Below are 12,153 nucleotides of genomic sequence, written 5' to 3'. Positions count from 1 at the left end.
TCATGCCTCCGGTACGGTCACCCGGTGCAAGCGAGGTAACACGCGGGTCAGCACCCAGTGCGGTGCGGCGGCGCCCCCGGTGAGTCGGCGCATCAGCCTGGCGGCGGTGTCGACGGCGCGGAAGGCGTACGGCACCATCTCGTTCTGGTAGCCGGCGATCGCCTCCTCCACCGGCGTGCCGTTCGTTCGGGCCTCGACCAGCCGTTTGCCGAGCAGGGCGGCGTCGCGGAGCGCGGTGTTGCCGCCCTGAGCACCGAACGGTGGCATGACGTGCACGGCGTCACCCATCATCGTCGCCCGGGGCACCGCCCACTGGTGCGGGCGTTGGCCGGTGGCGAAGAGGTTGAGCACCGTGGCGTCCACCTCGGCCGTGTCGACCAGCCGTCGGATGAGCGGGTGGAAGTCCTCGCTCATCACTGCGGCCTGTTTCCAGAGCGCCAGCAGATGCCCGCGTACGTCGATGGGCACCTCCTCCTGGCGGAGCAGCAGGGCCCACATGACGTAGTCATCGCCGGTGGGCGCGTAGCTGCCCGGGGCCAGACGCGCGAACGCCTCCCGCGGGCGCTCGCCGAACCGCATCGAGGTGAAGAAGAAGGCGCGGCCGGGCCGGTCGGCGATGGCCAGGACCCCGCTGGTACGCAGCGCGTCCGGAATGACGCTCTCGCCGTTGCGCCGCAGGGGCGACCGGCCGTAGATGCCGACCATCGGGGTGTCCGCCGGATGCGCGTCCGGCATGAGCTGCGCGCGCAGCGCCGAGCCGACGCCGTCCGCGCCCACGACGACGTTCGCCGCGGCGGCTCCGCCGTCGGAGAACCGCAGCCGTAGCCGGGCCGGGTCGTCACTGTCCACCGCGACGGCGGTCTTGCCGTAGTGGATGCGCCCGTCCAGCCCGGACTGCAGGATCGACCGCAGGGTCAGCCGGTCGACCTGGCGGGTCGCGTACGGCTCGTCCTTGAAGGTGATGGTGAATGCGTCCCGCAGCCGGCTGTCGGTGAAGCGCAGCTGCCCACCGGGCTCGTCGCCGGTGGTAAGCGCCAGGCGGTACAGCGGGCGGGGCAGGCTCTCGCGCAGCGCCGCCAGACCGTACCGGTCGAGGATGATCCGGTAGCCCTGCCGCCGGACGAAGGGGCCCGAGTCCCGCTCGTAGACGTGCACGTCGATGCCGGCGCGCATCAGGTACTGGGCGAGACAGAGGCCGGAGAGGCCGGCGCCGGCGATGGCCACCGAGAAGTCAGTCGATACGCTCATGCAGTTATCTTAATGACTAAGATAACCTGGGCAAGCTCGTCAGCCCGGCTCTTGCCCGTACCGTCAAGTGCCGGTTCGTGGTGTCGCTGGTCCGGCTCGACCCTCAGCAGTTCCTCAGATGTTCCCCAAGCTCCGAAGGTGCGGGACCGGGAAGCTATGGCTGGGTCTGACGTCGCAGGCCCCGGTTGCCGAGGAAGGCCCCGCATATGAGAACGGACCAGGCTTCCGTTGCCGATGTCGATGCCACGAATGGCGGCCCGGTGGGCCGGACCGACGCGGGGCCAGCGACGACGCGAGGATCGCGGTGTCCCCTGACATGACGGACCGACAGGAAGACGGGATGACTGCTGTCTCTCAGCCACCGATGTCGACAACTTTCCACTCCACGAGTGTCGCGCGCGTCGCGACCACGGCCTTCCTCCTTGTCAACGTCGTCGTGATCCATGCGATGTTCTTCCTGGCCGGGCCGCCGGCGTACAACGTCCTCGGTTCGATAGGCCGTCTGCTCGGCCTGTATCTGGCCTTCGCGATGGTCGTGCAACTGCTGCTGATCGCGCGCCTGCCGTTGCTGGACCGCGGTTTCGGCATGGACCACCTCACCATCTGGCACCGATGGACCGGCCTCACGATTTTCTGGCTCGCCGTGTTGCACCCGGTGGTCGTGCTGCTGGGATTCGCCACCTACAGCAACGTCTCGTTCCTGAGTGAGACGGTGACCCTGTCCCGGCAGCTGCCGGTCCTGCTGGGCATGATCGCCGTCGCCGTCATGCTCGTCGTTGTCGGGTTCTCGGTGCAGGCTGCGCGTAAGCGCCTGCCGTACGAGGTCTGGCACGCGATTCATCTGCTGCTCTACGCGGCGGTCCTGCTCGCGGTGCTGCATCAGGTGTACAAGGGAACCTCATTCACCGGTAACGCGCTGAGCCAGATCTACTGGTGGGGTCTGTGGGCCTTCGCCATCGGCGCACTGCTCGTCGGCCGGCTTTTCCTCCCGCTGATCCGCAACGCCCGGCACCGCCTGCGGGTCGCCGCTGTGGTTCCCGAACCGGACAACGCGGTCTCGGTGCACATCACCGGCCGCGACCTACACCTGCTGCCCGCCCGCGCCGGGCACTTCTTCCTGTGGCGTTTTCCCGGACACAACCGTTGGTGGCAGGTCAACCCGTTCTCCCTGTCCGCCGCCCCGGACGGCCGCTCCCTACGGCTGACCGCGAAAGGCGTCGGCACCACCAGCTCAGGACTACGTGGTCTACGGGCCGGCAACCGGGTCTTCGCCGAAGGACCGTACGGCGCACTCACCGCGTCGCAGCGTGTCCGTGAGTCGACCCTGCTGATCGCCGGCGGAATCGGCATCACGCCGATCCGTGCCCTGCTGGAGGACCCGGACCTGACCGACGTGGTCATCCTCTACCGCGTCCGGGACGCCGCCAAGGCCGTTCTGCTCGGAGAGTTGCAGAATCTCGCCCAGGCCCGCGGTGCTCGACTACACCTGCTGGCCGGGCGCACCGGACCGGACAACAATCCCTTCGCGCCGGCAAACCTCGCCAAGCTGGTACCCGACGTCACCGAACGGGACGTGTTCATCTGCGGTCCACCGCCGCTCACCCTGGCCGTGCTGGATACCCTGCGTCGGCTCGGTGTCCCGAAGCGCCAGGTCCACGCGGAACTCTTCCGCCTCGCTGGCGGGTGACCTCCCTGGTACACCGCAGGGCAGCCGCGCCCGCATCAACAAAGAACTGCCGGGACGACAAGGGCGAAGGGAAAGCGTACGGGTGACTGTGGTGGTGGGTGTTGACGGGGCCGGGCGCACCCGTCGGCTCGGTGAGGTCGCCGCAGCCTCCGGGCGGCCCGTCCTCCCGGCCGCCGCCACGTCCGCCGAGGAGTTGGCCACCCTCGTCGCCCGGGCCCGTACCGAAGGCGCGATGGTCGTGGTCGACGACGCGCACCGGCTGCCGGAGGAAGTGCTGCTGATGTTGGCCGCCGCCGCCCGTACCGGGGTGCCGATGGCGATCAGCCGCCGCCCCACGATCAAGGGGCCGGAACTGGCTGACCTCGACGAGGCGGTCGCGGCCCTGGGGACCGTCGAACACCTCGGCCCGCTCGCCCACGACACCCTTGCCGCACTGGTAGCCGCCGTGCTCGGCCGTCCGGTGACGGCCGAACATGTGGCCGCGGTCCACGATGCCTCGGCAGGGTTGGCCGCCGTGGCCGAGGCGGTGGCGGCTGCCCCGGATGGCACGCCACCCGCGCTTGTCGCCCGTCTGCAACGCCGACTCGCCGGTACCGGGCGCGACACCGCCGAACTGGCCGCGATTCTCGCGCTCGGCCTGGATCTCGATGACGATGTCGTCTGCACGGCCGCTGGGCTGAGCCCGGCGCAGGCGGCAGCGGCAACACGCTCGCTGCACGATCAGGGGCTGCTGGTGCCCGGCGGTGAGCGGATGATCCCGGCCGTGGCTCGCGCGGTCCTCGCCGACCTGTCACCGCCGGAACGCCGCCGGCTGCACGACACCGTGGCGAGGGCACTGCTGGCCGGCGGTGCCGACCCGGTTCGCGCCGCAGAGCAACTGCAGGCGGCGGCCCGCGCCCGTACCCCCACCGCGGCTACCGTTTACCAGCAGGCCGGGGACCAGCTTCGCTTCGCCACGCCCGACCGTGCCTTGTTCTGGTACGACGAGGCGCTCGACGCCGGCGCCGACCCGGCCGCCGTGGCCGCCGGCAGGGCGGAGGCGGCGATCCTGCTGGGCCTGCCCGTGGACGTGGACGCCGCCACCGGGTCCCCGACGGATGCCGCTCGACTGCGGCTTGTCGCCGGTGTCGCCGCGGCCTACGACGGTCGCCCGGGCCGCGCTGCCAAAGCGCTGACCAGTGCCAGCCCTCCCGGTCCGGTCCTGGCCGTCCCGGCACTGATGGCGACCGGCCAGCCGGAACCGGCGCGATCTGCGGCAACGGGTGAGGGGCAGCTGCCGTTGCGTCTCCTCGCCGAGGCGGCGCTGGCGATCGGCAGACCCACCGATGCCCTGCCGCTGCTGATCGAGGCCGCCGAGGCCTACGAGCAGGCGCCGCCGGCGGTTCCGGTTCCCGATCTGCCACACGCGCTCGGTGCGGTGGTCGCGGTGACCGCCGGTGACGTCGCCACCGCCGAGCACCTGCTGGAGCGGGCGTTGACCGCGGGGCTCGGCGGACCGGCGGCCCACAACCGGCACCGGACACTCCTGGCCTGGGCCCGGTTACGGGCCGGCCGGTACGACACCGCCCTGGCCGAACTCCAACGCCTTTCCGGTGTGCCGTTGCCGGGCCGGGAACGTCTGACGTTCGCGTGTCTCACCGCCGGGATCGCCCGGCGCCGGGGCGACATCGCCCAACTCCGCGCGGCGTGGGCGTACGCCGGACCGGTCCTCGCCCGGCGTGCGGTGGATCTGACGCACCTGGAGATGATCGAGGAGATTCTGGTCGCCGCAGCGCGACTGCGGCAGCATCGGCGGATCACACCGGTTCTCGACGACCTCGAGGCGGTGGTGGGCCGGCTCGATCGGCCGCTGGACTGGGCGGTGTCGCTCGGCTGGATCCGACTGCAGATCGCCATTGTCGGCGAGGACCAGCGGGCATCGACTGCCGCTGCCAGTCACCTCGGCAGCCTCGAACCCTTGGGCAGCCGGCAACAGGCCCAGTGCCGGGCCGCCATCCGGTGGAGCGCCGCATTCGCTGGCGATGTTTGCCCGGACGGTGTGCTGGCGGACGCCGCTGAGCTCGAAGCGGTCGGCCTGCCGTGGGAGTCGTCCCGGCTGCTCGGTCATGCCGCGATCCGGACCAGCGACCCTTCGGCCGCGCGTCGTCTGCTGGAGCGCGCTCGGGAGCTGTCCTTTGTGGAGGTATCTGTGGCTGGCTCGGCTCAGGACGCGGGTCGGGGCAGCTTGTCCGACCGGGAGGTGGAGGTGGCCCGGTTGGTGCTGGCGGGCCGTACCCATCGGGAGATCGGTTCGCAGCTGTACGTCTCCCCGAAGACGGTGGAGCACCACGTCGCCCGGATCCGGGCCAAGTTGGGGGCCGGAAGCAGAGCGGAGATGATCGCCGCCCTGCGCAGCCGTCTTCCTGCGGAGCCGTAGCCAACTGAGGCCTGGCGGAATCGGTCCCCTAATCCCCGGCGCCGAGAACGGGGATAGCCCCGATGCGAGGCACCGGCCGCGAGCCGCAAGCTTCTAAGCGTCCGGCCGGTGTGACCGGCCCCGAGCAGAGCAGGAAGCCATGTCTACTGTGGAAGTAACTCCGTTGATCATCGAGAACATCCGGGCGCTCTTCGAGAAGGTCTTCAGTAGCGAGGCGGAAACCGCGAAGTTCCTTGCCGATCCCGCCGGATCCTTCGCCGCCAACGACATCGACGCCGCATCCCTCGCGGCGGTAGATGTCAACCAGATCGTCAACGAGGCCGCCTTCGGCAGCGGTGGCGGCCCCGCCGGCGGTGGCGGCGGCTTCAGTGGTGGCGGTGGCGGCGGTTTCAGTGGTGGCGGTGGCGGGGGTTTCAGCGGTGGCGGGGGAGCCGGCGCGGCGGCCTCGGCCCCGGCCGTGCAGACCGTGCAGCAGGTCAGCAACGTCACCCAGACCTTCACCACCCAGAATGTCGTGGACAACTCCCGTACCTTCACCGACAACTCCAGTGACATCGACAACTCGGTGGACCTGGATGTGGACGGCGAGGTGCTCGGCGACATCGACATCGACTCCACCAACCTCAACCAGGCCGGCGACGGCAACGTCGGCAGCACCGGGGATGGCGACGTCAACGCCGCCACCGGCGACGGTGCGGTCGCCCAGCAGGGCGATGGGGATCAGGTCGCTGCGACCGGAGGTTCGGTGGCGGCGGGAGACGACGCCTTCGCCGCCACAGGCGACAATTCGTCGGTGGAGTTCGTCGACGGGGACAAGGTCACCGCAGGCGACGGCTCGGTGGTCGGCACCGGCGACGGCGACGTGCTCGGCGCTACCGGCGACGGTGCCTTTCTCGGCACCTCGAAGAATGGCGACGTGGTGGGGAACACCGGCGACAACGCGGTGACGGCGGGTGACGACATCGACGGCGTCGTCAACACCGGCACCAACTCGGGCGTCCAGGCCGACGGCGACGTCGACAAGGCGATCCTGGGCGACAACTTCGGCATCGTCGGCGACGACGTCGACAAGGCCGTGGTGGGGGACAACAACCAGACCGCTCAGCTCGACATCGACACCAGCGGCGGCGCGGGCGGCACCGCGGGCGGCAGCGGTGGTGCCGGCGGCACCGGCGGTGCGGCATCCGCGGACGGCGGAAGCGGCGGTGACGGTGCGGCCGGCGTCGGGGTCGGCACCGGCGTCGGTGTCGGTCTACGCGGCAAGGGCAGCGGCAGCGGCGAGGGAGAGGGTGACGGCGGCGACGGCGGGGCCGGCGGCGCGGGCGGCACCGCCAGCGGTGGGAGCGCCGCCGGGGGCGATGGTGTCGGCGGCAACGCCGGCGGCGGGGCCGGTGGCGCCCTGGGGCCGATCAACTTCAACTTCGGTGGGGGCAGCCAGCAGAACGTCAACGCCGATGGCGTGAAGGACTCGTCGCTGTCCGCCGGCGGTGACGCCGCAACCACGCAGGACTCGTTCAACGACCAGTCGAACAACGACTCCTTTAACGACCAGTCCGTCGACGACTCGTTCAACAACGACGATTCGTTCAACGACGTGGAGGCGTTCAGCAACAACGACACCACTGTCGGAGACTCGGGTGACGGCCCTGAGCCGGCCCCCAGCCTCGGCGCCTGAGCCCGAGGCTCGGACAGCACTTCGTGAAGACCGTACGGCGAGCCGGATGAGGACATCGTGGCGTGGTGGGTGCGTGAACCACCACGCCACGACCGTGGCAACCGATCAACCGAGCTCGGTGCGCCGTACCCCTATGTGACGGGTAGGAACGACGTTGACCGCAACCATTGCGTCACCTGACGCCGACGGCACGCTGCGGCAGGCGACCCGGATCGTCGACCTCGCGCACCGCGCCTGCGAGGCGTACGGCCGCGCGGACCTCGCCCGCAGGCTTGCCGTCGTCCGTGCCGGCCTGGCCGACCCGGTGGTACACATCGTCGTGGTGGGCGAGTTCAAGCAGGGCAAGAGTTCGCTGGTGAACGGGCTGGTCGGGCACGACGTCTGCCCGGTCAGCGACGATGTGGCCACCGCCCTGCCGACCTACATCCGATACGGCGAGAAGACGTCCGCTCAGCTGCTGTTCGACGAGATCCCGCCGCGACGCGAGCCGGTACCGCTCGACCAGGTACGGGAGTTCGTGCTGGAGAAGCAGACCGCAGACATGGTGGCCGGCGTGACCGGGGTAGAGATCCGGCTGCCGCGTCAGCTGCTCTCCAGCGGCCTCGTCATCGTCGACACTCCCGGAGTCGGCGGCCTCGGCTCCGTGCATTCGGCGGCCAGCCTGACCGCGGCCTCGATGGCCGACGCGCTCCTGTTCGTCACCGACGCGGCGCAGGAACTCACCAGTAGCGAGTTGCAGTTCCTGCGCCAGGCCCAAGAGGTGTGCGGTACTGCCGTGTGCGTACTGACCAAGACCGACTTCTATCCGCACTGGCGCAAGATCCGCGATCTCGACGCGGGACATCTGAGCGGTGCGGGGGACACGCCGATCATCGCCGTCTCCTCCGACCTCCGGCGGCGCGCCGTCGCCCGCGGCGACAAGGAACTCAACGTCGAGTCAGGGTTCCCGGACCTGGTCAAGTTCGTGGCGCAGCGGGTCGCCGGCGGAGCAGCCAGCAGGGCCGCTGCCCAGGCGGGAGCCTCGGTCGTCGGGGTCTGCGAGCAGATCGAGAGCGAGTTCGAGGCGGAACGCGCCGCGCTGGCGGACCCTGCCGCTGCGGCGAAGGTGATCGACGACCTCGCTGAGGTGAAGCGGCGGGTCGAGGCGCTCAAGACCGCTGCGGCGAAGTGGCAGCAGACGCTCAGCGACGGCATCGCCGACCTCAGCTCCGACATCGATCACGACCTGCGCGGCAGGTTTCGTCGGCTGGTCGAGGAAGCCGACGCGCGGATCGAGGAAGGCGATCCCGCCGATGTCTGGGAGGAGACGGAGCGATGGCTACAGGCCCGGGTTTCCGATGAGCTGCTCGCCAACTACATGGTGCTCCGGGACCGGTCGATCGTTCTCAGCGACGATGTGGCCACCCACTTTCAGGAGGCCGCAGGTCAGGCTCTTCGCCAGGTGGCGGTCACCGACCCGGTGTCGGTGGCCGGCGCCGCGCAGTTCGAGCACAAGATCGAACTGGCGAAGATGAAGGTCGGGAAGCAGGCGATGGTGGCGCTCAAGAGCGCTTACGGTGGGGCGTTGATGTTCACCATGCTCGGCACCCTGGCCGGCGTCGCCCTCGGCCCGATCGGCGTCGGAATCGGTCTGGTGATGGGCCGCAAGGGTCTGCGCGAGGAGAAGAAGCGGCAACGGACGAGCCGGCAGAACCAGGCCCGCAACGCCATCCGGCGCTACTGCGACGAGGTCAGCTTCGTGATGACCAAGGACTCCCGGGACACCCTGCGCCGGATCCAGCGGCAACTGCGCGACCACTACAGCGGCCTCGCCGAGGAGTTGTCCCGGTCCAACACGCGGGCACTGAGCGCCGCGGCAGAGGCGGCACAGCGCACCAAGACCGAGCGCGAGACCCGCCTACGCGATCTCGCCGCGGAACTCGACCGGCTGCGGCAGGTGCGAGAACACGCAGCGGCGATCGTGTCCTGACCTGGGCCGACTCGGATCGACAGGTGACAGGACCGGCGGGTCGCCCTCGGCCAGGAGCCGCCTCGCCTCGACCGTCCGTCGGCGGTCGCTCTCAGGTGCCGTCGATGTCGTCGATCTCCGGTGCGTCCTCGGGCAACGCGAGGGTGGCCCACGGATCGCCGTCCAGCGCCGGCTCGTCGTGCGCCACCGGCTCGTCGAGAGTCGTCCGCTGCGGCGTATCGACATTCCCGTCCGGTGCTGACTCCGCCGCCACGGCATCGAATGCCATCTCGTCCGCCCGCTCCATCCGGGTGCTGTCGGCGCCAAGGCCGAAGCCGGTGTCCGGCGGCACGGATGCGGGTCCGCTCGGCACGTCCTCGGTGTCGTGTCCTACCTCATCGAGTAGATCCGCCGGGCCCGGGCCGCCGTTATCGGCAGGCGCGTCGATATCCGACATCTCCCGGGGAGAGGTCACGTCTGGCTCCGCCGCGGGAGCGGTGGCGAGCAGGTCGGTCAGCTGTCCGACGTCGCCCGCCGCGGCGTCGCCGTCGGCGATCGGACCGTGTGCCGTGACGAACGGGGCCAGATGCTCGGCGATCTCGGCCGGGGCGGTGTCGGCGAAGCTGACCACGGCCTCGGCGACGAGATCCGGTGGCAGGTCCGGATGGCCGTTGGCCCGCAGGACGGTAGCGAGATCGCCCGAAGTTCCGGCATCGCCGGTCAACCCCGTGATGATCTCATGGAGGGATCGCGCCGGTGCCATGTCACCACAGTAGGAAAGCATCACCGGCAATGGCAGGGGGACATCCCCAGACGTTCCCCTATCGCCCGAGTTTCCATCCTGGGGGCCGCGAGGGGGATTACCCCGATGCCCCGTACCGGCTCCCGCTGGCACCCTGTCGGGGTGCTTCGGCGTCAGTGGCCGGTGCCGCTGAGCGGAGAGCCCACGGGGCCTGGTGCGCCACGAGCGAAGAACAGGGACGGCGGAGGACGTGATCCATGCGATGAGCGAGCCCGCCCTGGGTGTCTGGTGTCGCACATTGGATCCGCCCCGGCCGGTCACTGGTCGGTGATGTTGCGATGCCGCCCCCCGGCGGGGCGCTGCCCTGCCGGCAGCGCCACGCTCGCGCGGCCGCCCTGCACAGACATGCTGGCCACCGGGCTGCCGGGTGGTCCGGTTCGGTCGCTGACCGACAGTCCGTTACCGCAAACGATTCATCTTCGACGAACTCCGGAGCATTGGGATGTACGCACTCGGCATCGACCTGGGAACCACATACACCGCTGCGGCCGTCTGGCGCGACGGCCGCGCAGAGATCGCTGCACTCGGGAGCCACTCGGCGGCGATTCCCTCGGTGGTGCTGCTTCGCGCCGACGAGACGTTCCTGACCGGCGACAGCGCCAACCGCCGGGGGCTGAGTGAGCCGAACCGGGTGGCCCGGGAGTTCAAGCGACGCCTCGGCGACTCCACGCCGATTCTGCTCGGTGGGGTGCCGTACTCGGCAGAGGCGCTGATGGCCCGCATGTTGCGGGCCGCCGTCGACGAGGTGGTGTCCCGCGAGGGCGGAGAGCCGGCCGCGATCTGCGTCTCCCGCCCGGCCAACTGGGGACCGTACAAGATGGACCTGATGCATCAGACGGTCCGGTTGGCCGGCATCGAGCAGCCGGTCACCTTCACCACCGAGCCGGAGGCGGCGGCCGTGTTCTACGCGCACCAGCAGCGGCTGGAGCCGGGTGCGGTGGTCGCCGTCTACGACCTCGGTGGCGGGACGTTCGACGCGGCGGTGCTGCGCAAGACGGCGAGCGGTTTCGACCTGATCGGTGCCCCCGAGGGGATCGAGCGGCTCGGTGGCATCGACTTCGACGCCGCGATCTTCGCTCACGTTGCCGCCGCCATCGGCGACAAGTTGGGGGAGTTGGACGAGGACGACCCTTCGGTGATCGCGGCGGTCGCGCGGCTGCGTGACGAATGCGTGCAGGCGAAGGAGGCGCTCTCCGCCGACACGGATGCCTCGATTCCGGTACTGCTGCCGAACATCAACACCGAGGTCCGGCTGACCCGCGCCGAACTGGAAGCCATGGTTCGCCCGGCGCTGCACGGCTCGATCGAGTCGTTGCGGCGAGCGGTCCGTTCCGCGGGGGTGGCCCCGCAGGATCTGCACTCGGTGCTACTGGTCGGCGGCTCGTCGAGGATGCCGATTGTCGCGCAGTTGGTCGGCTCGGAGCTGGACCGACCCGTGGCGGTGGACGTCCACCCCAAGCACGCCGTCGCGCTCGGTGCCGCCTGGCAGGCGAGTACCGGGATCGCCGCTCCCGGCACCGCGCACGAGGTGCCCATTCCTGCGGCTGCCCGGTCCACGGATGCGGACGTCGCACCCGCGCCGACCGCCGCGATGCCCGCGTACTCCAATCGGGCCCCGGCGGTGCCGGAGCGGCCCGTCCGGAGCTGGCCACCGACCGGGTACGGGGCCGCGACCGTGCCGGGCACCGCGACGACGCACGACGTCGACTCCACCGGGCGGATTCCCACTGCGCCGTCGACCGCGGGCGGAGGCCGGCGACGCGGTCCGCTGCTGGTCGCGGCAGCCGTGGCCGTGCTCCTGCTGGTCGGTGGCGGAACGGCCTGGGCGCTGGTCAACCGGACCGGTCAGGAGAATCAGGACAACGCTGGCAACGATCTCGCCGCCGCTGCGGGCCAGCCGGAGAACGAGCCGCCGGCTGCAGACGCGCCGGCGGCCGGTGAGGTACCGCCGGACGAGGATTGTACGGAGTTGAAGCAGAGCACCCGCTGGGTCTGCATCACCAGGGCGACGGTGCAGGACGGCACCTTCACGGTGTGGTTCGACGCGGAGTGGAACGGCAGCAAACCGGACATCAACAACGGCTTCCACCTGCATCTCTACGGCGGCGATGGCACGACGCCCGACGAGGACACGATGGGCAGCCAGGCCACCAGCCACGGCGTCTACTACTTCGAGGACCAGCAGCCCTCGATACGCCGAACCTCGGACAAGGACTTCCAGGCCGTCGGTGACGCCGAGAAGATCTGTGCCCGGGTCGCGCGCAACGGGCACCAGTTGGCCAGGGCCTACGACGGCAGCTACCACACCGGCAACTGTTTCCCGATCCAACGCTACTGATCGGCCGAACAGGAACGGCGAGCGGGCCTGACGATCGAC

General features: G+C 70.2%; 7 protein-coding genes. 5 read left to right on the top strand and 2 right to left on the bottom strand.

Annotation, left to right across the window (positions count from 1 at the left end):
* Window positions 1-1,248 carry an FAD-dependent oxidoreductase gene (locus ACFY2A_RS15140; RefSeq protein WP_387171962.1) on the bottom strand — a complete coding sequence of 416 codons (1,248 nt, stop codon included), beginning with the start codon at window positions 1,246-1,248 and terminating at the stop codon, window positions 1-3.
* A 340-nt stretch (window positions 1,249-1,588) separates the two neighbouring features.
* Between ACFY2A_RS15140 and ACFY2A_RS15135 the strand changes: the two genes are divergently transcribed.
* From ACFY2A_RS15135 to ACFY2A_RS15120, 4 genes are all read left to right on the top strand, one after another.
* Window positions 1,589-2,935: a ferric reductase-like transmembrane domain-containing protein gene (locus ACFY2A_RS15135; RefSeq protein WP_387171960.1), complete on the top strand. Its 1,347-nt coding sequence runs from the start codon at window positions 1,589-1,591 to the stop codon at window positions 2,933-2,935.
* Between the two features lie 82 nt (window positions 2,936-3,017).
* Window positions 3,018-5,351 carry a LuxR C-terminal-related transcriptional regulator gene (locus ACFY2A_RS15130; protein WP_387171958.1) on the top strand — a complete coding sequence of 778 codons (2,334 nt, stop codon included), beginning with the start codon at window positions 3,018-3,020 and terminating at the stop codon, window positions 5,349-5,351.
* 139 nt (window positions 5,352-5,490) lie between these two features.
* Window positions 5,491-7,026, top strand: a complete 1,536-nt coding sequence (locus ACFY2A_RS15125) for a hypothetical protein (RefSeq protein ID WP_387171956.1) — start codon at window positions 5,491-5,493, stop codon at window positions 7,024-7,026.
* A gap of 154 nt (window positions 7,027-7,180) precedes the next feature.
* Window positions 7,181-8,995, top strand: a complete 1,815-nt coding sequence (locus ACFY2A_RS15120; RefSeq protein ID WP_363924286.1) for a dynamin family protein — start codon at window positions 7,181-7,183, stop codon at window positions 8,993-8,995.
* Between the two features lie 91 nt (window positions 8,996-9,086).
* On the opposite strand, the gene ACFY2A_RS15115 is transcribed toward ACFY2A_RS15120, so the two are convergent.
* A complete protein-coding gene (locus tag ACFY2A_RS15115; RefSeq protein ID WP_387171954.1) occupies window positions 9,087-9,737 on the bottom strand; it encodes a hypothetical protein in 651 nt (216 codons plus the stop codon).
* Window positions 9,738-10,218: 481 nt separating this feature from the next.
* On the opposite strand from ACFY2A_RS15115, the gene ACFY2A_RS15110 reads away from it, so the two are divergent.
* A complete protein-coding gene (locus ACFY2A_RS15110) occupies window positions 10,219-12,114 on the top strand; it encodes an Hsp70 family protein (RefSeq protein WP_387171952.1) in 1,896 nt (631 codons plus the stop codon).
* Window positions 12,115-12,153: the final 39 nt, after the last annotated feature.

The sequence above is a fragment of the Micromonospora sp. NPDC000442 genome (assembly GCF_042898635.1).
Taxonomy (GTDB): domain Bacteria; phylum Actinomycetota; class Actinomycetes; order Mycobacteriales; family Micromonosporaceae; genus Micromonospora.
Note: the sequence above shows the minus strand (reverse complement) of the source record. Positions and strands in the feature narration are given on the sequence as shown.

What these genes read in the sequence shown, in the direction of transcription:
- ACFY2A_RS15140 (WP_387171962.1), bottom strand. Translation starts at nt 1,248, where the DNA reads ATGAGCGTATCGACTGACTTCTCGGTGGCCATCGCCGGCGCCGGCCTC.
- ACFY2A_RS15135 (WP_387171960.1), top strand. Translation starts at nt 1,589, where the DNA reads ATGACTGCTGTCTCTCAGCCACCGATGTCGACAACTTTCCACTCCACG.
- ACFY2A_RS15125 (WP_387171956.1), top strand. Translation starts at nt 5,491, where the DNA reads ATGTCTACTGTGGAAGTAACTCCGTTGATCATCGAGAACATCCGGGCG.
- ACFY2A_RS15115 (WP_387171954.1), bottom strand. Translation starts at nt 9,737, where the DNA reads ATGGCACCGGCGCGATCCCTCCATGAGATCATCACGGGGTTGACCGGC.
- ACFY2A_RS15110 (WP_387171952.1), top strand. Translation starts at nt 10,219, where the DNA reads ATGTACGCACTCGGCATCGACCTGGGAACCACATACACCGCTGCGGCC.